The organism is Methylobacterium sp. B1 (assembly GCF_000333255.1).
Taxonomy (GTDB): Bacteria; Pseudomonadota; Alphaproteobacteria; order Rhizobiales; family Beijerinckiaceae; genus Methylobacterium; species Methylobacterium fujisawaense.
Genome location: NZ_BACT01000468.1, coordinates 14768 through 36087, shown reverse-complemented (window position 1 = coordinate 36087; position 21320 = coordinate 14768). Strand labels below are relative to the sequence as shown.

The 21320-nt window shown below is 64.3% G+C and carries 18 protein-coding genes, 2 tRNA genes and 1 pseudogene; 12 read left to right on the top strand and 9 right to left on the bottom strand.

The features are described from left to right. Together I53_RS13700 and I53_RS13695 are read left to right on the top strand one after the other, a co-directional pair. Positions 1-253, top strand: a pseudogene (locus I53_RS13700) (DUF4868 domain-containing protein); the annotation flags it as partial. 206 nt (positions 254-459) lie between these two features. After that, positions 460-834 carry a metallophosphoesterase gene (locus I53_RS13695; RefSeq protein WP_251982314.1) on the top strand — a complete coding sequence of 125 codons (375 nt, stop codon included), beginning with the start codon at positions 460-462 and terminating at the stop codon, positions 832-834. 113 nt (positions 835-947) lie between these two features. Here I53_RS13695 and I53_RS13690 read toward each other — a convergent pair whose 3' ends face one another. Then, positions 948-2165 (bottom strand): hypothetical protein, encoded by a 1218-nt coding sequence (locus I53_RS13690; RefSeq protein ID WP_051044807.1) that lies wholly within the window; start codon positions 2163-2165, stop codon positions 948-950. A 1071-nt stretch (positions 2166-3236) separates the two neighbouring features. Here I53_RS13690 and I53_RS13680 point away from each other — a divergent pair. Together I53_RS13680 and I53_RS13675 are read left to right on the top strand one after the other, a co-directional pair. After that, positions 3237-3965: a hypothetical protein gene (locus I53_RS13680; RefSeq protein WP_148291141.1), complete on the top strand. Its 729-nt coding sequence runs from the start codon at positions 3237-3239 to the stop codon at positions 3963-3965. A gap of 117 nt (positions 3966-4082) precedes the next feature. Further along, complete coding sequence (locus I53_RS13675) at positions 4083-5099, top strand: hypothetical protein (protein WP_043351567.1); 1017 nt, start codon at positions 4083-4085, stop codon at positions 5097-5099. A gap of 720 nt (positions 5100-5819) precedes the next feature. Here the strand turns inward: I53_RS13675 and I53_RS13670 are convergent. The 3 genes from I53_RS13670 to I53_RS13660 form a co-directional block, all read right to left on the bottom strand. Then, positions 5820-6002: a hypothetical protein gene (locus I53_RS13670; RefSeq protein ID WP_043351565.1), complete on the bottom strand. Its 183-nt coding sequence runs from the start codon at positions 6000-6002 to the stop codon at positions 5820-5822. Between the two features lie 682 nt (positions 6003-6684). After that, positions 6685-8454: a site-specific integrase gene (locus tag I53_RS13665; protein WP_051044806.1), complete on the bottom strand. Its 1770-nt coding sequence runs from the start codon at positions 8452-8454 to the stop codon at positions 6685-6687. Positions 8455-8568: 114 nt separating this feature from the next. Then, positions 8569-8642, bottom strand: a tRNA-Gln gene (locus tag I53_RS13660). A gap of 174 nt (positions 8643-8816) precedes the next feature. Between I53_RS13660 and I53_RS13655 the strand changes: the two genes are divergently transcribed. Next, positions 8817-8906 (top strand) — tRNA-Ser (locus I53_RS13655). Between the two features lie 95 nt (positions 8907-9001). Here I53_RS13655 and I53_RS33230 read toward each other — a convergent pair. Then, entirely contained in the window at positions 9002-9235 is a 234-nt protein-coding gene (locus I53_RS33230) for a hypothetical protein (protein WP_148291140.1), read from the bottom strand. Between the two features lie 276 nt (positions 9236-9511). On the opposite strand from I53_RS33230, the gene I53_RS13645 reads away from it, so the two are divergent. The 4 genes from I53_RS13645 (at position 9512) to I53_RS13630 (ending at position 12381) form a co-directional block, all read left to right on the top strand. Next, positions 9512-10249, top strand: coding sequence for a LuxR family transcriptional regulator (locus I53_RS13645; protein WP_043351562.1), 738 nt, complete (start codon positions 9512-9514; stop codon positions 10247-10249). Positions 10250-10313: 64 nt separating this feature from the next. After that, a complete protein-coding gene (locus tag I53_RS13640; protein ID WP_251982313.1) occupies positions 10314-10997 on the top strand; it encodes an acyl-homoserine-lactone synthase in 684 nt (227 codons plus the stop codon). Between the two features lie 23 nt (positions 10998-11020). Further along, positions 11021-11422, top strand: coding sequence for a hypothetical protein (locus tag I53_RS13635; RefSeq protein WP_043351560.1), 402 nt, complete (start codon positions 11021-11023; stop codon positions 11420-11422). A gap of 419 nt (positions 11423-11841) precedes the next feature. After that, positions 11842-12381, top strand: a complete 540-nt coding sequence (locus I53_RS13630; RefSeq protein ID WP_043351586.1) for a GNAT family N-acetyltransferase — start codon at positions 11842-11844, stop codon at positions 12379-12381. Between the two features lie 181 nt (positions 12382-12562). Here I53_RS13630 and I53_RS31285 read toward each other — a convergent pair whose 3' ends face one another. The 3 genes from I53_RS31285 to I53_RS30440 all read right to left on the bottom strand — a co-directional run bounded on the left by I53_RS31285 (position 12563) and on the right by I53_RS30440 (position 15966). Beyond that, a complete protein-coding gene (locus I53_RS31285) occupies positions 12563-13093 on the bottom strand; it encodes an N-acetyltransferase (protein WP_075382276.1) in 531 nt (176 codons plus the stop codon). 332 nt (positions 13094-13425) lie between these two features. After that, positions 13426-15363 carry a squalene--hopene cyclase gene (gene shc, locus I53_RS13625; RefSeq protein WP_043351558.1) on the bottom strand — a complete coding sequence of 646 codons (1938 nt, stop codon included), beginning with the start codon at positions 15361-15363 and terminating at the stop codon, positions 13426-13428. 45 nt (positions 15364-15408) lie between these two features. Then, entirely contained in the window at positions 15409-15966 is a 558-nt protein-coding gene (locus I53_RS30440) for a TetR/AcrR family transcriptional regulator (RefSeq protein WP_051044805.1), read from the bottom strand. Positions 15967-17116: 1150 nt separating this feature from the next. Here I53_RS30440 and I53_RS13610 point away from each other — a divergent pair. Then, a complete protein-coding gene (locus I53_RS13610) occupies positions 17117-17494 on the top strand; it encodes a hypothetical protein (protein WP_083936051.1) in 378 nt (125 codons plus the stop codon). A 126-nt stretch (positions 17495-17620) separates the two neighbouring features. On the opposite strand, the gene I53_RS13605 is transcribed toward I53_RS13610, so the two are convergent. Then, positions 17621-18271, bottom strand: coding sequence for a TetR/AcrR family transcriptional regulator (locus I53_RS13605; protein ID WP_051044804.1), 651 nt, complete (start codon positions 18269-18271; stop codon positions 17621-17623). A gap of 379 nt (positions 18272-18650) precedes the next feature. Here I53_RS13605 and I53_RS13600 point away from each other — a divergent pair, with 379 nt between their 5' ends. Further along, positions 18651-19772 carry an HlyD family secretion protein gene (locus I53_RS13600; protein ID WP_210161580.1) on the top strand — a complete coding sequence of 374 codons (1122 nt, stop codon included), beginning with the start codon at positions 18651-18653 and terminating at the stop codon, positions 19770-19772. Next, positions 19769-21316, top strand: coding sequence for an MDR family MFS transporter (locus I53_RS13595; protein WP_043351555.1), 1548 nt, complete (start codon positions 19769-19771; stop codon positions 21314-21316). Before I53_RS13600 ends, I53_RS13595 begins: the two co-directional genes overlap by 4 nt. Positions 21317-21320: the final 4 nt, after the last annotated feature.

The window sequence follows — 21320 nt, the reverse complement described above, 5'->3', positions numbered from 1 at the left end:
ATCCAACAAGATCCAGCTCGCCCGGCCCATCGCGATCCAGACGAAGGGTCACTACAAGGACGTGACGTTCATGGCTCGCCTCCAGGCAGAGTGCAAGAACATGAGCCTCAACATCACCTTCGACGATCAGGGGCGGATCGTGCCCACCGCCGAGAGCTGTCGCGACATCTTCCAGGCGTTGCTGAATCACCGGCTTGAATCACGGCTCGATGCGAAATTTTACGACGTGCCAAGCACGGCACCGGTCGCCTGAGCAACGCGCGCAGCTTCGCGCGGACGTGATTTGGCAGTGGACGGGACCCCCACGCGCCTTCCCCGCGGGTTGCCCCGGGCTTTCGCCCAGGCGGTCACGCCTCCTTCGAGGGATCCTTCACCGTGAAACGCGTGACCTCGCACCCGTCCGATTGACCCCGGAGTGCCCCGCCGCGTGCCGAGCCTCCGCGCCTGCGAGAGGCTTTCGTGCCCCAGATCCTGTACACATCCGACCAACATTTCGGCCATGCGAACCTCATCCTGGGGAGCATGCGCACCCTCAGGCCGTTCGCCTCGGTCGAGGAGCACGACGAGACCCTCATTGCCGCCTGGAACTCAGTCGTGCGCCCCGCAGACGAGGTCTGGCACCTTGGCGACTTCGCCTACCGGTGCACCCAGGAGCATGCCCAAAGGTGCTTCGACCGCCTCAACGGTCGCAAGCGGCTGATCCGCGGGAACCATGACCTCCTGGCCGAGCGCGTGCCGTGGCACGGCCCGATCCTCGACGTGGCGCATGTCCACGGCCTCGACCCTGTCTCAAACCATGAAGGTCGTCGCCTGCGCGTTCCGCAGGCTCCATAGCTCGGCCAGAGCCCGCTGGACCGATGAAGCGGTTATGCTGGTCGTGGAGCGCAGGGCCGGGTAGGTGCTTCCGAGATCGGCGAGCACCCGGCGAGAAGGCGGCGGCAGCGCGCTCATGCGCGGGGCTGAACCTGGGTCCCGCCGAGGTCCGGCTTCAGCCTGTCAGCTTGGGTCTGTGACGCGCTCGACTTTGCTGCAGGCTTGGTCCGAGGCAGATCGGGCGAAGCCGCATCCGAGACCTGTTTGGGGTTCGACCGGGCCGGCCTAGCCTTGCTGGTGAGGCGCCGGGGAGCCGGCACCGCCGGTACGGCTTGCGCAAGCACGAAGTGGGCGACGCGGCCGAGGTCGAGGTAGCGGGCAGTGAACGAAGCCGCGAGATCGGTTGCCCCGGCCTCACGGATCGCGGCGACCACCGCCTCCAAGGTCAGGGTGCTGAAGCCGACACGGCCGGGAGCCTCAGCGGCGTCGCCGGGTTCGGCGGCATAGCGTTGCCCCATGGCCTGGGCGTAGCGGTTCTGGGCCGGGCTGAGGAGGATGAAGTGGCCCCGGCCGTACAGACCATGCTGCAGCATGAGCTGGCCGAGGACGTGCTCGCGACGAAGCTGTTCGAAGCCTGGCCGGGCTAGGATAGCGGCATCGGGGTCGCGGTAGAGGCCGCTCTCCCGGGCGGTCTCGGCGTAGCGCTGCCGCGGCGCCGGGACGGGGCCGCCGGCGCCCTCCGTGTACTTGACCTCGATCGCCACGAAGGCGGGCTCGCCCTCAGGCGTCACGATGTCGATGAGGACGTCGAAGGCCGTACCGTCGCCGAAGTAGTCCGGCCCGCGCCGGCCGGGGCTGTGCTCGAAGCGGATGCCGGTGACGGTGCCGACGAAGCTCGGCAGCAGGCGGCGGAACACCGCCGCGGCCCGGACGGGGTCGAGTGCCAGGGGGACGAAGAGGTTCAGGGTCAGGGCCTGGCTGGACAGGAGGTTGCCCCACAGCCGGGCCTCCTCGAACAGCGCGCCGGGCTCGCGAAACAGCAGGATCTCCCGGACGTGAGCGGCGATGGCCGGGCTCAGGAAGGTGGCGCCCGCCCGCGCCGCGGCCGTCGAGAGCCGGGAGGCCAGACGGACGGACTTCGACCGGCTGATGCCGGGTGTCGTGGACGAAGCGGTCCGGCCCCCGGCCCGGCGCGGCTCCAGGCGGTGCTGCCCGGCCGGCAGACCGTGCTCCTCCCGCCAGAGCGAGGCCAGCAGGCGGCACGCGGCGGCAAAGCGAGTGTCGGTGGAGACGAACACATCCTGCCGTCTAAGCACGTCCTCGGGCACCAGGGGCACGGGGCGCGTCGGCATCGAAGCAGACGAAGCCGCTATTCCGACCGATCCTGTCCGGTGGGCACCATCGGCGGCCGGGACTGGGCCCGTCGGGGCGGTCACGGTGCAGCGGGATCGAGGCAGGCAAGTGCATGGCATCCAGGGAAACTCCGAACACCCGCATCAGCGCGGGCTCGGCTTCCATTCCGTCCAGGCAGGGGAAGTTTAGCTTGCTCGGCCGACGTGTCCGCCTGTCGCCGGCGAGATCAGCCCCGCTCCTGCTCAGGAGGGGGATGATCGTCTCTCCCTCCCTTTTGTATTTAGCCCGCAACCAGCTCAATCAGTAGCCAAATAGCTGATTGGGACGAACTTTCTGCGCGGGAATCTACAGCGTTACGCGGTGCGAAGCTGATCCGCCCGGTATGGGCGACAGTAGCGCAAACGCTTCAGTGGCGCCTTGCCCCATTCATGATCCGACGGACTCATGCGCAATGTGACCGAAGCGGCTCAGCCGCAGACGGGCGAGGTTGGCACCTCCTGCGTCATCACCTGCTCAGACGAGATCGACAGGTCGAGCCGGGCTTTCACGACCTTGCAGGGCCGGTATTAGAATGTCAGCGCAACTCTCGCCGCGATTTCAGCTCGGATGCACGGAGGCCCCTCTGTCGCGCGTTGTCCTGCATCCCGATGACGTTTCAATGTCCCGCAGCTCAACCCGGTCGCCGGCTCATGATGTTTGCGCGCCGGGGTCGGGGGCAGTCCACTTCACTCTCGTCGCCGGCATAGAGGCAAAGCGACAAGTTGTCGTTTTTTCGAACCTGAAGACCCTCGCAAGCTGAACGTCGATGAACAGGCGGCTCAGCAACCGGCAATACCTAAGGTGTTCTGCCTCCGCCGGCATCGATCCGCATCTAAGGGTGTAGCGATGGGCTGGGCCCGAACGGTCGGTAAGTTCAGCGCACCAAACCAGATCAGGAATATAAACAAGAAAAGGCGAGGTTTTGGCTAAAGATCCTAAATCCGTATCATTTCAACGGCTAAGGTAAGTGAGTTGAGTGGCGCCGGGCTATATGGTGGGCTGACCCGGCGGTCAGCAGAAAAGAGGCTGACATGTCCGAGATCCACCTACCTGTTCCTATCCCTCACGGCAACGACGAAGCCGACGTAGATCTCATCCTGAAGTTGCGGCAGGCGGCCGAGGAGCGGACCGTCGATGAGTTGGACACCAAGATTCCCGACGATGTTGCCGCCGACTTGGAGCCGCATGCTGCCGCCATCAACGGCCATCTTGTAGGACTTCGCCGCCATACCGTGGCAATTGGCCTGGAGCTAGTGGCCGTCAAGAAGAAGCTCAAGGACCACCCGAAGGCCGCCTTCGGTGCTTGGCTCAAGCGCCATTTCGGTTGGGATGCCCGCACCGCCCAGCGCTACATGAAGGTCGCAGCATTCTGTCAGCAGCACCCGGAAGCGATGGGTTTGCCCGCGTCGGCAATCTGCCTGCTCGCCAGCTCTGGGACGCCGACCGAAGTCCTTGCTGCCGTGCTCGGTCAGCTCGGCAACGAGGAGCGGCCGAAGCTCGCCGAGATCGAGGCCCGCATTCAAGCGGCCAAGATCCCTGCCCCCAGCACGGCAACGGCGATGAAGCAGGGTGCGCTGTCCGAGGCGGCCGGAGCAGTGGTGCCGGTAGCTGCGCAAGGAGCGGCGGAGCTGATCCTGTCGCACATGCGCGAGCACCGCCGCGCGCTGCGCGAGCACCTCCTCTTGATCGACGGTGAAGCGCTGAAGCGGACCCTGCTCAATCAGCTTGCCGACGTCGGCGAGGACGAAGCGCCGGCTTAAGGCTCGCCTCCATCTTCAAGAATCGAGGCTGATTGCGAGGCCTCGCAATCAGCCGCCTTCCCTGCACAGCGCCCCCGTCGTCCAGACGAAGGGCGAAGAACTCATCGGATGATAGCTATGACCATTCTCGACCGCAGCACGCGCATCCTGCTCAACAGCCTTCCGGACCACTCCGTCTACCACGAGGTGGAGATGCCGCCGATGGATGGCCGCCTCACCTGGCGGGAGCCCGGCCTCTCGCCTCAGACCGCTGTAAAGCTTTACAATGCCACCTCGTTTCTGACGTGGCGCTACGGCCTGCACTTCAATGCCCATCTCAACATCGGCTTCGGCACGATGGGCCTCGACGACCGCGCCGCGGCCGCAGCGATGTCCCGTTTCAACAAGGAGGCCAAGCGCTATCTCGCCGTTGCCGGGGCGGGGCGGCGGTTGCCGGACGGGCGCCCGCGCCTGGGGGGCGCCTATCACTACGTCTATGTTTTTGAATATGGCCGCCAGCGCGGCCTGCACGCCCACCTGCTCTGCGTGCTCCCGCCCGGGATGAAGGCAGCCTTCGCGCGGTTTGCCCACCGGTGGTGGGCGGGGGAAGCGGACCTCATCCCTTCCTGTAGTCGTTGCCGCTACCCGGAGCAGCCCTTGGCTACCCATCAGAGCTTGCGGCCGGGCACGGGCCCGGCCCGTGACGTCTGCCCCGGGCTGGAGGCTGTCTACCGATGCACGCGCCACGGTGCCGACAGCATCGGCTGCAAGATGCCGGAGGATGCCGTCAAGCTCGTCCAGCCCCGGCCGGTCTGCCCGTCGAAGGCGCATGAGCTGCAGTACGTATGGCTGCGCTACATTCTCAAGACGACGCAGCCTGGCTCTTACTGGTCTGATGTAGATGGCACGCCGCGCTACCTCGAAGAGGTGCTGCACCTCGCTCTGCGTCCGCCGCGTCAGCCGTCGGAAAATGCCGAGCCGATGCGGATCTGCATGCCGCAGATGCATGGGATCTCGCAGAGCCTCGGCACGAAGGCTCAGGAGGCCTTTGGCTTCAAGTCGCGCCTGACGGCCGGCAGCTTCGAGCTGGTCTACTCGGGCTGGGAGTTGAAGTCCTTCCAGATGCGCGACACGATCCGCACCCTGCAGCTGTAGGTGAGCCGCCAGCCCCTTCGTTTCCAGGATACGATCCGGGGAACGAAGGGGGTGCATTGGGGGCAGGAACTCAGAAAAACTAATTCCTACCACTACGTTACGTCCCTTTCCACGTACCCGAACGTATTCTCAGCGCGCCACGGCTTCTCCAGCATCACGAACGCCTCTGCTTAGGATAGTGCGCGGGTTCAGAGGGACCTTGCGATGGTTAGAAGCGGCAGGGAGACCAACCGCTCAAATGAACGCCGCCTGCTCACATTCGGCTCAGGGGCGGCCGGCTTGCTTGTCGTAGCCATTGGCAGGCGGAGGATCAGGGAGAGGGTGGTTGCAGAGCGTCAGGAAGGAGAGCGGAGGGGCAGGCGTACACCATCCCCTCCGCTCCGCCTCCGTCGGAGCGGAGGGGGGAATTGCTTGGGTGAGGCGGAAGGAGATCTACGCGTATATCGACCTCTGACCAGCCTCCAACCAGCCCGCGCGCGGCTCTTGAGGGGTAGAACTGGTAGCGTTCGCTTCGACCGCCTCCTCCTTGCCGACGAAGTTGGGACCGGCAGCTTCAGGAGCGCGAGGCGCCCGGGGGGCGAGCCGAGATCGGCATCATGGTCGGACACGGTTTGAGCCGACAGCAAAGAAGGGGCGGCCGATGCCGCCCCTTCTGCCATAGGTGCGATCTTCGCCGCCGTCGCGAAGGGCGAGCGCAGGATGCCGATGCGGACTGATCGCTCAGTCCTCGTTGTAGCCTGGTACGTCCGCCCAGAGTTCCGCCTCCAGCTCCGCCGCGGTCGGGCCGCCTAGCTCCGCCTTCGGCAGCCCTTTCAGGGCGGCCTCGACGAAGGGGTTGCTCGGCCGTTCGGGCGCCGGCGCGCGGGGCGGGCTGATCTCGGTGGTGGTGGTCTCGGCTGCCATGATGATGCTCCTGGACGAAGGATGCCCCGGCGCCGCGGCCGTGGGCGGGGCCATATAGGCGGGCCCGCTCCCGCGCCTCAGGCGCGGCCGGCCTCGTCGAGGAGAGCACCAAGAGGAGGTCGTCGGGCAGGCTCGGTGCCGTGGCCCGTTCCAGAGATTGATCAGAGTCAGGGTTCGGATCCTGTCTGTTGTCCGAGGCTGCAGCCCCAGGAACCCTGGTGAACGTTGGAGGGAGGCCGTCTTGCCGCCAGGCAAGGCTTCGCCTTGCGGCGGCGAAGCCAGTTGAGCCTATGCGCTTTGAGGTCAGGAACCCCGGAGCCACGCTATCGGTCAACCGTCGGATCGAGGTGCAACCTTGTGACAGGCAGGCCGGGGTTGGGCTGTCGGCCTTTACGCACCGCTTCCCGCCCTCTCGGGCAGCCAGCGCGGACAGGACCCTTGCCGTGCGATCCGTAGCGGCTCGGGTCGTCCAGGAGGGCAGGAGCGATCCCTTCCTCCATCCTGCGGATGGGCCCTCTCCCGAGCAGCTCGTTGCCGAGCCCGTCCGCTTGCTGCCGATGCCCTTCGGCTTGCGATCCGGCTGTCCCCTGGATCCACCTGGTTAGCGGCGGGGACCGGAGCCCATGGGGGGCTTGGCGTATCCCCCAGGCGGGCCAACAGATCCGCAACAGATGCGGGCGGATCATCCAGGCGGACGGTGAAGCGCCGAGAGGTCGACGTCGATGGCGATCGCGTCGATGGCCTGCTGCATCTGTTGCAGGCTGGAGCGCTTGGTGTAGCGCGCGGTCTCGCCTGCCGTGACGTGGCCTGTGACATGATCGACGACGGTGGCGTGGATGCCCGCCTGGTGCATGAAGGTCGTGGCGCTGTGCCGGAAGGAGTGGAAATCGAGGCCGGACCGGTAGAGGCTGACATCCTGCCGGTAGCGGGTGAACGCCTTGGCGTAGGCGTGGCCCAGACGCCCGTCGGCGCCCCCGCCCTCCAATTGCGGGAAAAGACGCGCCTCGCCCGCGCGTCGCCGTGCCGCGACCTCGTCGAGCAGGCCGAGGCGGATCAGCTCTGCATGGACGGGAACACGCCGCGCGGCGGACCGGTTCTTGAGCTTGCGCGCGCCCTTGTCATTGATGTCGAAGAACCAGATACCCTCGCTCTGCTGCACATCGGCAACGTGCAATTGGCAGATCTCCTCCTGGCGCAGGCCGGAGAACACGGCGATCAAGGGCAGCCAGAACTTCTCGTCGCGCAGTATCAGCGAGCCCGGCGCCGTCCGCCTCTGCTCCGACAGGCAGCCGGTCCAGATCGGCGTGGCGAACAAGCGCGCAAGTTCTGCCTTCTCCCACATCTGCCGCTGCTCGGTGGCCTTCTTGGCCGCGCCGAAGCGAAAGCCCTTGAAGATATTGCCGGCAACATCGCCACTGGCTTCGGCCTCCTCCCAGAACGTCGAGAGGGCCGAGAAGTGGCGCTTGATCGTCTTGGCGGTCAGGGGCTTGCCCCTGGTTGTCCCCGTATCCTCGGCGTACAGCGCTATGATCTCAGCAACGCTTTTGTCGCGGTAGCGCGGGGATTTTGCGTAGAGCGCCGGCAGGCGCTCGGCCTGCTGTTTGAAGCGGCTCGCATCCCCGCGGGTGTAGGCCGCCAATGATTTATCGCCGCACACGTCGATGAAGAGGCGGAAGGTGGCTCTCGCCTGCGAAGCCGTCTGCCCCTCCCAGGCACCCGAGACGGTCTGCTGCTCGCAGAAGGCCGGCCAGAGTTCGGACAACGGCTTGGACATAGCCGCCTCCGCCGGAACGTGCTCGGAGGTCGATGTGGATGGCGCAGCCGCGGGGGCCACGGATGCCGGTGCAGGGGCCGGTTCGGACGCCAGCGTGGCGAGCGCCATCTTCAGGCGCCGGTCCTTCGGCTCGTGCTCGAAGTCGCCCGCGCAGCGCGCCTGCATCGCCTCGGCGACGTCGATGCCGGCCTTGAGTACGGCCTGGCGCACCTGGTTCCACTCGGCGACGCCGAAGGTGGCCGTCGCGATACCCTGGCGGCGCAGGAGCGAGGCCGCGATCTCGCGGGCCTCGCCGAACCCATCGCCGGCCAGCGCCTCACGGGCGCGGGCCGCGACCTTTCCATAGAAGTCGCGCTTGGCCGCCACGAGGTGGGAGGGCAGCGGTTCGGCCCGCACGAGCCGGACCGCATCGTCGCCCTGCAGCACGGAGGCGTAGAAATCCTGCACGAGGCGGGAGAGTTCGGTGTCGGTCAGCATCGGCGTCGCGCGCAGGCCCGTGAACAGGCCCTCCGAGGCGAGATATAGCCAACAGGCGTTCGACCGCGCAGCCCTCTGGTCGATGGTCCCGAGGCTGCGCACAAGTTCCCGCCGGCCCAGCCGCTCCCGGAGGTCGGCGGGCACGCGGCGCCGGAAGTAGAAGACCCGTCCGCGCAGGACGAGGTTGGCGAGTCCACCCACACCGCTCCTTCGCCGCCGAAGGCGGCTTGTGTAGCAGCGGTGTGTAGCAGGGGGCCCACACCGCGGGACGGCGTGACCTAAAGCTCAGCGATCAGAATGACTTAGGAAATCAGGTGGCTGGGGGACCTGGATTCGAACCAGGACTAGAGGAGTCAGAGTCCACCGTTCTACCGTTAAACTATCCCCCAAAGCCTTCAGCCGAGCGCATCCCTACCGGATGGGGCTGGGCGAAACCCGTTCCGTATCGAGCGGCGCCGGGCGTGGGCGGTGAGATAGGCGGAATGCTTCGGAAGGTCAACCGGTTGTTCTCCTGTTGACGCAGCCTCTGCCGCGGCCGTAACCGTAACGCCGCAGACCCGTCAGGAAGGGTGGCCGAGTGGTTTAAGGCAGCGGTCTTGAAAACCGCCGTGGGGGCAACTCCACCGTGGGTTCGAATCCCACCCCTTCCGCCAGAGTTCGTTGATACGTAAGGCTTTTTCAGCTTCACGTATGAGTTGCCCCACCATTTGCCCCACCAGTGGAGCGGAAAGCGGTGGCTGTGGGTCCATCAAGCAGATGGACGGATCGAATTGACCGGCGTAGCGCTGAGGTCATGGCGTGCGATTCGAAAGCCACTCCTCAGGAGCAGTTCGATGCTTGGCTCGCCGAGCACGCCACTGGTCTTGGTCGGCGTCAACGCTTCCAGCCCGCCCGGCCTCCGCTCGTGCTTCGCGTCGCAGCCCTCGCTGTTAGCCTCATGCTCTGGGTTCTGATCCTCTTGAGTTTGGGCGCCGGCGTCCAACAATTTCTCAGAATTTTATAAATCGAGTCCGTTGAGAGTCGGCATACTCATCGGTCCGCTCATTGTTGGCGTATTTGGCTGGGTAAAGGACGCCTGCACTTCATGTCCTGCGAATCCGCCGCATCTCCAATGCGGACCGGTCCAGGTCTTTGTGTAGACTAAATGCGTACCGGAGGGCAGTCCTGCAGTTGTCTAGCTGACGCTGCGGTCGAGAGATAAATCTTAGCGATACTTCATCGTCTGGGCGGAGGCTTTCCCGATCGGGTATCGTCTTCGATGAAATGCTTTCCGCAATCCGCATTCGATGTCGTTGCGAAGCTCCGTAGCGCCAATTGTCTGGAAGATATCCTTCTAGAGCTGAAATTAAGTGGGCGCATTTTCGGCTACGACACCTTCTTGATGGGACGGCTTCCAAGGTCGCCGACACAGAATCTTCTCGATTGCGCGACCCTTTCAGGTTGGCCCGCTGAGTGGGAGCGACGCTATCAGGCCGAGCGATTCGTTCAGGTCGACCCGGTCATCCGGCACATCCGGCGCAGCGTCGATCCTTTCCTCTGGCGCGAGGCGCTCGTTACGCCTGGCGGTCGCGACGGTCAGATCGTGCTGGAGGAGGCGCGGGCCTTCGGCTTGGTAGAAGGCTTCTGTGTACCGCTTCATCATGCCGGGGGCGGTGAGTCGGGCCTCAGCTTCGGCGGGCAACGGCTCGCGCCCTCAAACGACGAGCGCGCCGCGCTGCACCTGATCGGCATCTACGCCCTCTTGGCGGCGCGGGCGATCCTGAGCCGGGCGGTCAGCGCAGACGACAAGCCTCCTGCAGCGGCGCACCTGACAGGTCGCGAGGTTGAGTGCCTGAAGTGGTCCGCGGTTGGCAAGACGGCTTGGGAGATCTCGGTGATCCTGTCGCTCTCCAGGCGGACCGTCGAGCAGTATCTCATCAGTGCCGCGCGCAAGCTGGGCGCGGTAAGTCGCGTCCAGAGCGTAGCGGAGGCCCTGCGTCGCGGAATCATAGACTGATGTTGTAACCTGCGAAACTCCGCATTTTTACGGCTAGACCGCGCGGCTGTCCTTGAAGATCTTAATGGTTATCTTCAAGGGGGCCAAAATGTTCACGCTTTTATCTGGTGATGTCGATACGACTGATCCGCAGATGGCGAATCGGATCTATGCCTTTCGCCATGCGTACTTCGTCGAACATCTCCGATGGGAGGGCTGTCGACAGGCCGATTGCCGCGAGCGCGACCGATTCGACGGGCCGGACAGCTTTCACGTCCTCGGCGAGAAGGGCACGGAGATTTTGGCTTACGCTCGCCTCCTGCCGACCACCCGGCCGCACCTGCTCTCGCATCTCTACCCCGAAATCCTGCAGGGCCGCCCGGCACCGACGGGACGGCGGATCTACGAATGGACACGCCACGCGGTCGCACTCCGGATGCGGGAATCGCCCATGGCGACAGCCTTTTCGAACGTGGTTTCCGGCGCCGTAGCCTACGCAGCTGAGGCGCTCGATCTCGAAGGCCTCCTTGTTCAGTTGCATCCCGCCCTCATTGAACGCCTCACGGAGACGGGTTGGGATGCCGAGCCGCTTGCTCTTCCGGTGAAATATGAGGGCAGCTCTTTGGTGCCGGTTTACGCGCGCCTGACCGACCAGACGCTCCAGATCGCGCAGGCGGCTTTTGCGGCTTGGCCGGGGGCACGCCTGCACGTCCCGCGCGGCTTTATGTGCGCGGCTGCGACCGACGTGCCGGTGCCGGTCCTCCAGTGAGTTTCCAGCCAGAGGAGATGACAATGCCATCCGCGGCTGCGCGAAGCGTCCTGTTCTTCCGGACCTATCGCGAGGCGACGCTCCCACTCTACGCCGCGCTCGTGGACGAGCTGTGTGCGTCGCCCCACCTGCCACTCCAGTTAGCGACGGTCCTTGAGGATATTGGTCAAGAGTTCATTAAGCTCGCGGAGACGGTTAACGCAGCGCTCAACCGCCTGGGAGCCCTGGACCACGAGGTTGACGCCGACCTGACAATCGAGGCACGGGTTGACGCCGTGATGGCTCGCTTCGCGCGGATCGGGTCGTCGATGCTGTCAATCGCCGACGGACAAGCGGGCCCGGCCTTGACCGACGAGTCCTTCCGGCAAGCGCTCCGAATCGCCCTCGTCATGATACATGATCTACCGATCGCCGGACGGCGATAGGTTTGTCGTGCCCCGTCCAACGGTAGATGAGGCTATCCCTGATCGGGCCGCCACGATGGCCCAGTCCTATGCTGACGGCCCCATCACCTCGAGGCGCCCGCCCGCGCCTGGAAATCAGCCCGCGCGTTCCGGCCGCTTACACGTCCGAGCCATCGACCGCCGAGCGCGCCGGGCTTCCTGGCCCGGAGTGGGTAGTGCACGCCGCCCGCGCGCAGGCGCACCTGAAGGTCGCCGGCTTGGCAATCGGCAAGACCCACCGAAACTGGACTCGCTGGCGAGCGGCGCAGTAAGGCGCGCTCCCCTGTGACTGCAAACGACCCTTCTCAGATGTTCGGGGCGTCCGCTCCGCGGCATCTCGACTTGACGAAGCTGCGGGGCGTGCGCTCGGATAACTCTCGTTTCTTTGACGAGTGATGCATATGCAGAACCTCGAACAAGCCTCGATAACCGTGCGCGACGGATCGCTGTCCGACGTGGTGGAGGTGCTGCGCATCTACACACCCTATATCCTGCACGGACTGGCAACGTTCGAGGAGGTGCCACCTACCGTCGAAGAGATGACGAAGCGGCGCGAAGCCATCATCACCGTGGGATTGCCTTACCTCGTGGCGAACAGCGGTGATGAGGTCATCGGCTACGCCTACGCCACCACCTATCGACCTCGCCCCGCATACCGTCACACGGTCGAGAACTCGGTCTACGTCACGCAGGCTTTTCACGGGAGCGGAGTGGGAGCGGCTTTGCTCCACGCGCTGATAGCCCGCTGCGAGGCTGGCCCTTGGCGTCAGATGGTGGCTGTGATCGGCGACAGCGCGAACGCTGGTTCGATCGCCCTGCACCGGAAGGCGGGGTTTACGCACGTCGGCACCCTAAGTGCGGTCGGCTTCAAGCACGGCCGATGGGTCGATACCGTGCTGATGCAGCGAGCGTTGGGCGTTGGATCAAAGGCAACGGCGTGACGACCCACCTCTACTAAACCCGCGTCCGCTTTGCGGCAGCACGACGACTTCTGCTCCCCACCCTAAGCAGCACTTCCGATACCGACCCAAACCAGTCGAAATGAACGGTATTTGGGGCCCTCAATAGCGGCCGTTCGTGGTCGCTCGAATGGGTTGGCTACGATGCTACCTGTCGCTGATTTCAAGCCAAGGCTGACAGGGTAGGCCAATGAACTCGCAAGATGGTCTTCCCGCTCGCCGCGGGGATCCGCGAGGTGTCGTGCTCTACCACTTTACCGCCAAGCCTTTGGTAAAACCGCAGCCCTGCTTGATTGGCCTCAAACACCCATAGGTACAGTCCATTATCCGTGCCCTGAGAGGCAAGATTTTGCGCCATGGAGCGGAGCAGGCGTTCCCCAATCTTTTGGCCTCGCATTTCTGGGGCAACGTGCAGATTATCTACCCAGCTACCCCAACGCGGATCGTGATCGCGAAAGGCTGCGATGAAACCAATCAGTTGATGGGCTGAGCCTCGGGCGGTCTGTACGATCAAAGACGGTGCTGGATCGGCGAGTCTGTCGGACCAAAGTGTGAGACGATCAGCTTCGATTGGCCCAGCAAGAAAATTCGGATCTAGTATGGAGCGATAGGCGTCCTGCCAACTCTTTGCATGAAGCGAGGCAATGGCGGCTGCATCCGCTCTATCCGCCGATTGGAAGGTGGCGCTGATCATCGATAGGGTTTGCGCTGAAGGGCAGGGAGACAGAGACAATCCTGCCGTAGGCCGCGTGAGGACGCCATAGCCATGTCCGCTTCGGTGCATCCGCCGCCTCAAGGCAGACAGGCAGGAACCCACCCCGAGGGGTCCTCTAGCGGTGCAGGCGAGCGTGTCCAGGAAACGAACGTTTAGGTGACACCTGCGGGCAGCCGCTGGCGACCCAAGGCGGCCGTAGAAGACGCTGGAGGCAAAACCCCAAAGCAGCCATGAGTTGCAATCGGACAGAAGTAGCTCAGGGCGCAAAGTCGCAGACCTCTCGCTGCTTCCGCTTGCGGTCTGAGGAGCCCTCAAAAACCGAACTTCACCTGCCGACTGTTGCTGCGCTGAAGGTTATGGAAACGCGACAGGGCAAACAGGGGAAAGAAAAGACGGTATCCATGGTACTTCAGATAAAAGACACGCGGAAAGCCGACAGCGTTGTAGGCGCGCTCTTGCCATTCCCCCTGCGCCCCCTGGCTGCTCTGAAGGTAGGCTGCGCCTTTTAAGACGGCCGGATGATCGGCCTGCCCAACGGCCATCAGGCCCAGCATGGCCCAGGATGTCTGTGACGGTAGGCTTTCGGCATTTTCAACGTAGCAGCCAACGTCGTAGCTGCGCTCGTCCTCGCCCCATCCCCCGTCGGCGCGTTGGATCGAGATCAGCCAGTTCACGGCCCGTCTTACCATCGCATCGTCGTGGGGCACCCCGGCAGCGTTCAGGGCGCAGAGCACCGACCATGTTCCGTAGATGTAGTTGGTGCCCCAGCGCCCGTACCAACTGCCATCCGGCTCCTGCTCGGCCCGCAGGTAAGTCAATGCCCGATCGATGACCGAACGGTCTTCTTCGCGTCCGAGCTGCGCCAGCAGCGAAACGCAGCGTCCCGTGACGTCTGCCGTGGGCGGATCCAGTAGCGCGCCGTGATCGGAGAATGGGATATGGTTGAGAAACTCCCGGTCGTTGTCAGCGTCGAAGGCCCCCCAGCCGCCGTTCCGGCTTTGCATGCCGACGATCCAGCCCCGTGCCTTCTCGACGGCCTCAGCGTGCTCAGGCCGACCGTTGCGGTGAAGCAGCATGGCGACGACGGCCGTGTCGTCGACGTCAGGATAGTGGTCATTGCGGTACTGGAACGCCCAGCCGCCGGGCCGCAGATCCGGTCGGGTTTCCGCCCAGTCGCCTCGCACCTCGGTGACTTGGCGGGCCACCAGCCAGTCACAGGCAGCGTCCAAGTCCTTCTGGGCGTCGACGCCGCCACTCCGGCACGCCTCGATCATTGCATGGCCTGACAGGCTGGTGTCCCAAACTGGCGACACACAGGGCTGGCAGTAGATTTCATCCTCGTTCTCGACGAGCAACTTGTCGATTGCCTTCCAGATCGTGATGCAGCGCGGATCGTCCCTGGGGTAGCCCAGCACGTCGTACATCATCAGCGCATAGGCCATGGCCGGGTAGATCGCGCCCAGACCATCCTCGCCGTTCAGGCGCTCGTCCACGAAGGCAACCGCCTTGGCAATGGCCTTACCCCGGGCGATCTTCGATAACACTGGCTCGGTCACACGCAAAAAGGTGTCGATGTACTTGAAAGCGACGCCCCAGCGGGACCGATAAGGGCCGCGGATCCAGTCGCAAATATCTTCCGGTGAATTACGGAAAATCTCATCGAAGCTCAGCCCCTGCGGGTTGCGTGCTCGCGGATGCAGGGCTTGTAGGACGAGGAGCGGGACGACGCAGGTGCGTGCCCAGTACGACATCGCCCAGATGTTGAAGAAGAACCACTTGGGCAGGTACATGACCTCGACCGGCATGACCGGCACGCCGCGCCAAGGGATTGCTCCGAATAAGGTAAGCTGAATGCGCGTGAAGACATTGGCGCGTTCCGCGCCACCATGATCGAGGATCGCTTGCCGCGCTCGGATCATGTGCGGCGCCTGTGGATCGTCGCCGATGGCCTTGAGGGCACAGTAGGCCTTTACGCTGGCAGAGAGGTCGAATGCCCCAGCATGGAACATCGGCCAGCCACCATGTTCGCCCTGAATGCGCCGAAGATACACTCCGATTTTGGCCTGTCGGTCGGGCGTGATGCGGTCCATGTAGTGCTCAAGCAGCACGTACTCGGCCGGGATGGTAGCATCCGCCTCCAACTCGAAAACCCAATGCCCGTCGCCTCTTTGGCGCCTCAACAAGGCGCGGCCGGCACCAGCAATGCTCTGCAGGATCTCGGGCGCGGAGAAGCGTGGCTCCGTGTTCATCGCTGTGCTCGTAAGGGGCTGGATAGGCGAGAAAGGGCTGAGCGGCTAAAAGCGCGTCATGGCGAGAAGACGCTCGACGACCGCCGCTCGTTGTTGGACATCCATTGGGTAGAGCCCGAATGTTTCGGAGGCCCACAACCCATTCGTGACCAGGCGCAGGATGCTGGCCTTGACGGGGTCGGCTTCGGCTAGATCCTCATCCAGCCATTGAGCGGCCAGCTCACGCCACCTGTTAAGCAAGGTTGGATCGAACTGCATGGCAGCCGCGATGGCGACCCCAAGGCGGTTCTTGTCCTGTTCAAAATACGCGGAGGCGTAGATGGCGGCGCGAACCCGTCGTCCACGGGGATTGAGATCGGCCGCTGCATAGCGCTCTAGGTCGGCCTTAAAATGATCGAGGAGGTCGGTCATCAGGGCGTCGAGCAAGTCGGCCTTACTCGAGAAATGATGCAGTAGCGCCCCCTTGCTCGCTCCGGCTTGCTTCGCGACTGCGTCGAGGGTGAGCGCCTGGATGCCCTGTTGCGCGGCGATCTGCGCCGCCGCGGCGAGCAGGCTCTGCTTGAGGTCAGCAGCTTTCTTAATCTGCGCAGGAGAGAGGCCCATCGCCACCCACTACCGTCCAGCCGGTCTTTTATCAAGGGACGTTTGTGCGTCCGATGTTTGCCAGCCATCGGTAGAAAGGATGGCTGGTAGCCGAACTAACGAACGAGGTGGGGGGCCTGAGCTGGTACGGCGGCAATGTCCATGCTCAAGCATCTTCATCAAAGACTAGACCGGCGGGACGAACCGTCAGCTGCCGATCATGCATTCTGTTATTTCGCCGTAAAAAATCTCCCCATCATCTTCGATGGATCGCAGTCAACTGAGGAGATAACGGCTCATGAGTTCGCTTGCAGCTCGGCAACCGTATTCGGACGCATCCTCGCCAGACCTCGGAGGAATAAGAGTGATGAGGTCCCGCCCGCTCAAAAGGGCCGCGATCTCACTCTCCGTCAACGTCATCGAGCGCGCTTGGAACAAGGCGATGCGGACGTGCTCATCGTATCTCTTCGGCGGGGCGTGTCTGAACATCGGCTGAGAGGCCGTGAATGATCGCGTCACGACCGGGACGGAACGCCGGTTCAACATCCCGCGATCTTTGCCAGACATGTTGCGGATCGAAGCAACGTACCTCACCGACGTCGGATACCGCACGCAGATGGGAAGGCGTCCCATACGATATCCCACCCTCACGCAGCCCAACCTCGACGAAGTCCGGCCGCGCCTCGAGCATCGTTGCGCAGTGCTGCTGCCAGGAAGGCGCCGGTATTGGTTGCAAGGGAGCCCAGCGAGGGGTCGTCGAGGTCAGGAACTCGGGCCTGGGCTGAACCGACGCCGGCGACACCAAGTCCTAGGGTTGATGCAATGAGGCGAATTTGTATCGTCATATGAATTAGGTCCTACAAAGGACGTAAGGGTTTAGAGGCCTCGACGGGCATGCAGGGTGCGGCGCCTAGCCGCCGCACATCCCAGAACACTTAGGATACGGAACGGTTCCGTATCGCGAGGGGATATCATTTGCCACGGCAAGCGACCGCGGGCCCGCCAGCTCATACGTGCACAGGACCGGCACGCACCGGACGGCGAAGCGTGTCTGCTGTGGTATCGCGCCTGTCAGGGACACATCCAAAAAAATGGAACGATTCCGTTTATTAGTCGTTCAGCTGGCGACCGACGATGCTTGCGTCATGCGATAATCCACCTGAGCGACCCGATGCGCTACCTTCGTTTAGCCGGACTGTTCCTGCCCATGATGGCCGCCTCTCTCGTGACGCCGGTCCGCGCCCAGGAGATGCCGGGCCAATCGATGCAGCCTAAGTTGTTGATCCACGGTCACTATTGCGGTCCAGGGAACGACGGCCCAGGCGTGGCGCCGGTGGATGCGCTCGACGCCGCCTGCATGCGTCACGATGCGTGTATGCCGGACGTCGGGTTGCCCTCCTGCGGCTGTCATCGGCGGCTCAAGCGGGACGCCAGCCTGATCGCCGCCAGCCCGCGTCATCCCGAGGACATTCGGATGCTGGCAGGCTTGATCGCGCGGGGGAGCGATTTGATGATGTGCCGAGAAGGCCACGCCGCCCGCAGCAACTGATCCAGACCGGACAGCGGTAGTCGGCGAGATGTCCGCACGCCCGCATCAAGGCACATCGGTCGCGAGGGAGATGCTGCCGCAGCCTCCCTCGGAGCCGACTACGACAAGCTCATTCGTTGGTAAGCTTCAGGGGCGGCAGCTCTCGAGGAAGAACTCGACGGTGCGCTTCAGGGCAGTCCGTTTTACATGTGTCAATTCTGCCCGTTCCAGCCCCAGGACTGCTCGGTCGACCGGCGGACGCATGGTCAGGTTCAGGAAGCAATCGGCGGCGAAGCGGATATCGGGAACTTTGATCTCGCCAGCCTCGACAGCCTGTTCGAGGCATCGCTCGATCAGGGAATGAAGCCGTGACTGCCCGAAGTCGTTCATCACCAAGGCGAATTGCGGGAAGCGTATCGCCTCGGCCGTGATGATGCGCTGGAACGCGATGACATCCGGCGTCAAAGCGACCTTCAGCGATGCGAGGGCGATCCGGTGGAGGCAGTCGCTCGCCGATCCGACATGACCCGCCTCCCGCTCAATGACGGGGATGCGCTCCTCAATGAAGCGCAGGAAGACGGCCTCGAACAGGTCGGCCTTCGAGTTGAAGCGGACGTAGAAAGTCTTCTTCGAGATCCCCGCGGCAGTCACGATACTGTCAATGCTGGCGGCCTCGAACCCTTCGGCCAGAAAGATCGGCGTTGCGGCGTCGAGGATGCGCAGGGTCGCCTCGCCCTCAGTCCCGCGTGCGGGACGCCCCGGGCGCCGCGCGCTCGTCAGTGTCGTTTCACTCGACATGATGCGTTGCCATTTCTACCCGGCGGAAACGTATCAGGAGCTTTTCCGCGAAGAAAGAGCCCCATGCCACATCGGGTGATCCCCGGTGATGCGATGCGCACACCTGATTTGGGAAAGCCGGTTGCACGCAATTGACTCCCCGTCTAAGGAACGGATCCGTACTATTTAACTGCGATCCGAGACTGGCAACGCGATGGCCGAAAGCGAACGGGACACGGGGTCGGGATCGGCGGACGACAACCAACGGCGTGAGGACGACGCCCGTGGATCGAGCCAGGACCGCAGAAGCCGGGATCAGAAACGACGGACACCGGAGGCCAAAGGCGACGGAGTTGAGGACGGAGACGCGAAGGCGTCTTCGCCGCTGAAGAAGACCTGGGTGAAGGTGCTTCTCGTCGTGATCGTGATCGCGGTCCTCGTCGGCGGTGGAGTCTGGGGATGGCGGTACTGGACCGTCGGGCGCTTCATCCAGGAAACCAACAACGCCTACGTCAAGGCCGATCAAGTGACGGTCTCGCCCCAGGTCTCGGGGTACGTTTCCTCACTGCCGGTGTCGGCGAACCAAGTCGTGGCTGCCGGTCAGATCCTGCTGACCATCGACGACGGCGAGGCGCAGGCGAGGCTCTCCGAGCAGCAAGCGCTGGTCGACGTGCGACAGGCCGACGTCGCCCGAGCGGAGACCGAGCTCTCGCGGCAGCAGGCGCAGATCGACCAAGCCAAGGCGCAACTGTCCGCCTCGCAGGTGACCGCAAAGTTCTCGTCCGATCAGGTCCGGCGCTACAAGCCGCTCGCCGCGTCGGGCGCCGACACCGTGGAGAAGCTCGACCAGTATCGCAGCCAGGCCGAGCAGAACGAGGCGCAGGTCGAGATCAACAAGGCGCAGCTGCTGTCGGCCACCAAACAGGTCGACTCCCTGAAGGCGGCAGTGGTCCAGGCCAAGGCGGCGGTGGATCAGGCCCGCGCCGGGCTGCTCCGAGCCCGCATCGACATCGGCCACGCCACGATCAAGAGCCCCATCGCCGGCCGGGTTGGCGACCTGACCGCCCGGGTCGGCCAGTACGTCCAGGCCAGCACGCGCCTGATGAGCGTCGTGCCGGTCGACGACCTCTACATCGACGCGAACTTCAAGGAGACCCAGATCGGCCTGATGCGGATCGGCCAGCCGGTGACGGTTTCGGTCGATGCCCTCTCGGGGAGGGATCTGCAGGGGCGCGTGGCCAGCTTCTCGCCGGGTACCGGCGCGCAGTTCGCGCTGATCCCGCCGGAGAATGCCACGGGCAACTTCACCAAGATCGTACAGCGCGTGCCCGTGCGCATCCGCTTCAAGGCCGGTGCAGAGGCCCGCAAGGTGCTGGTCCCCGGCCTGTCCGTCGTCGTCTCGGTCGACACCCGCGCCGCTCGCGCGGAGGAGGAAGACGAGGAGCCGGCCGAGGAGCCTGTGGCGCAGGTCGGCCCGGGCGGACAGGTCAGCCGTTCCCGCTCGGCGGGCGCAAAGCCATGAGCGCACACCACACCCCACCGGCCAAGGCCGATGCTGCCGCTTGGCTCGCCGTCGCGGCCGGGACCATAGGCGCGCTGATGGCGACCCTCGACACCTCCATCGTCAACGCGGCCCTGCCGACCATCCAGGGCGAGGTCGGCGCCAGCGGCTCGGAGGGAACCTGGATCTCGACGGCCTACCTTGTCGCCGAGATCATCATCATCCCGCTCACGGGATGGCTCGAACGCGTCTTCGGCCTGCGCAACTTCCTCGTCACTTGCACGATCCTGTTCGTCGGATTCTCGGTGCTGTGCGGCGTGGCGACAAACCTCAACATGATGATCATCGGTCGCGTCGGCCAGGGGGTGGCCGGCGGCGGCATGATCCCGACGGCGCTCACCATCGTCGCCACCCGTCTGCCGCCGGACAAGCAGCCCGTCGGCGTCGCCCTGTTCGGCATGACGGCGGTGCTCGGACCGGTCGTCGGTCCCGTCATCGGTGGCTGGCTCACCGAGAACGCGAGTTGGCACTACCTGTTCTTCATCAACGTCCCCATCGGCCTCGGCCTTCTCGTGCTGCTGTTTGTCGGTCTGCCACACGAGAAAGCCCAACCGGCGCAAGTGCTCGAAGGCGACTGGTTCGGCATCCTCGGCCTCATCATCGGTCTCGGCTGCCTCACCGTGGTGCTGGAGGACGGGCAGCGCGAGCAGTGGTTCGCCTCGAACCTCATCGTCTCGCTGAGCGTCGCTGCGACCTTCGGGTTTGTCCTGCTCGCCATCGGGCAGTTCACCGCGAAGGCACCCGTCATCGACATGAGCATCCTGCGCACGCGGGCGTTCGGCAGCGTGTTCCTGATGAGCTTCGCCGTCGGCGGCGGCCTCTACGGCATCCTCTACCTGATTCCCCAGTTCCTCTCGCAGGTGCCACGCTACAACGCCGAGCAGGCGGGCCACATCGTGCTGCTGTCCGGCGTCCCGACCCTGATGATGCTGCCGTTCTTCCCCCTCCTCATTCGGGTGATCGACGTCCGGATCGCGGTAGCCCTTGGCTTGGTCTTCTACGGCTGGAGCTGTTTCCTCGATTCCGGCCTCACAACCGAGGATGCCGGCGGCCAGTTCGTGGTCTCCCAGCTCCTGCGCGGGGTCGGACAGGGCTTCGCGTTGCTGTTCCTCAACCAGGCCGCGACGAGCTCAGTCCCGCCGGAAAAGGCGAACGACGCCTCCGGCCTGTTCAACGGAGCCCGCAACCTCGGCGGCTCCTTCGGCCTGGCCCTGATCACCACCCTGCAGGAGCGACGCAGCGACCTGCATACGGACCGCCTACTCGAATCCGTGAACGCCAATTCCGTCCTGGCGCAGGACCGCTTGAATGCGATGGGCGGTGCCGGCGGACCCGACGGCATGCGCCAAGCTCTCGCCGGCTTCAAGCAGATCATCGACGCCCAGGCCCTGGTGATGACCTTCTCCGACCTGTTCTTCGTCTTCGGCGTGATCATGCTGGTCGTCATCCCGCTCGTCCTGTTCCTGCGCCCGCTGCCCAAGGGCGGCCCGGTCGCGATGCATTGAGCCA

Bases quoted from the DNA above. Each gene is read 5' to 3' on its own strand.
- I53_RS13680 (WP_148291141.1), top strand. From the start codon at position 3,237: ATGTCCGAGATCCACCTACCTGTTCCTATCCCTCACGGCAACGACGAA.
- I53_RS13595 (WP_043351555.1), top strand. From the start codon at position 19,769: ATGAGCGCACACCACACCCCACCGGCCAAGGCCGATGCTGCCGCTTGG.
- I53_RS13675 (WP_043351567.1), top strand. From the start codon at position 4,083: ATGACCATTCTCGACCGCAGCACGCGCATCCTGCTCAACAGCCTTCCG.
- I53_RS13605 (WP_051044804.1), bottom strand. From the start codon at position 18,271: ATGTCGAGTGAAACGACACTGACGAGCGCGCGGCGCCCGGGGCGTCCC.
- I53_RS13630 (WP_043351586.1), top strand. From the start codon at position 11,842: ATGCAGAACCTCGAACAAGCCTCGATAACCGTGCGCGACGGATCGCTG.
- I53_RS13610 (WP_083936051.1), top strand. From the start codon at position 17,117: ATGCGCTACCTTCGTTTAGCCGGACTGTTCCTGCCCATGATGGCCGCC.
- I53_RS30440 (WP_051044805.1), bottom strand. From the start codon at position 15,966: ATGGGCCTCTCTCCTGCGCAGATTAAGAAAGCTGCTGACCTCAAGCAG.
- I53_RS31285 (WP_075382276.1), bottom strand. From the start codon at position 13,093: ATGATCAGCGCCACCTTCCAATCGGCGGATAGAGCGGATGCAGCCGCC.
- I53_RS13645 (WP_043351562.1), top strand. From the start codon at position 9,512: ATGAAATGCTTTCCGCAATCCGCATTCGATGTCGTTGCGAAGCTCCGT.
- I53_RS13635 (WP_043351560.1), top strand. From the start codon at position 11,021: ATGCCATCCGCGGCTGCGCGAAGCGTCCTGTTCTTCCGGACCTATCGC.
- shc (WP_043351558.1), bottom strand. From the start codon at position 15,363: ATGAACACGGAGCCACGCTTCTCCGCGCCCGAGATCCTGCAGAGCATT.
- I53_RS13670 (WP_043351565.1), bottom strand. From the start codon at position 6,002: ATGGCAGCCGAGACCACCACCACCGAGATCAGCCCGCCCCGCGCGCCG.
- I53_RS13640 (WP_251982313.1), top strand. From the start codon at position 10,314: ATGGTTATCTTCAAGGGGGCCAAAATGTTCACGCTTTTATCTGGTGAT.
- I53_RS13690 (WP_051044807.1), bottom strand. From the start codon at position 2,165: ATGCCGACGCGCCCCGTGCCCCTGGTGCCCGAGGACGTGCTTAGACGG.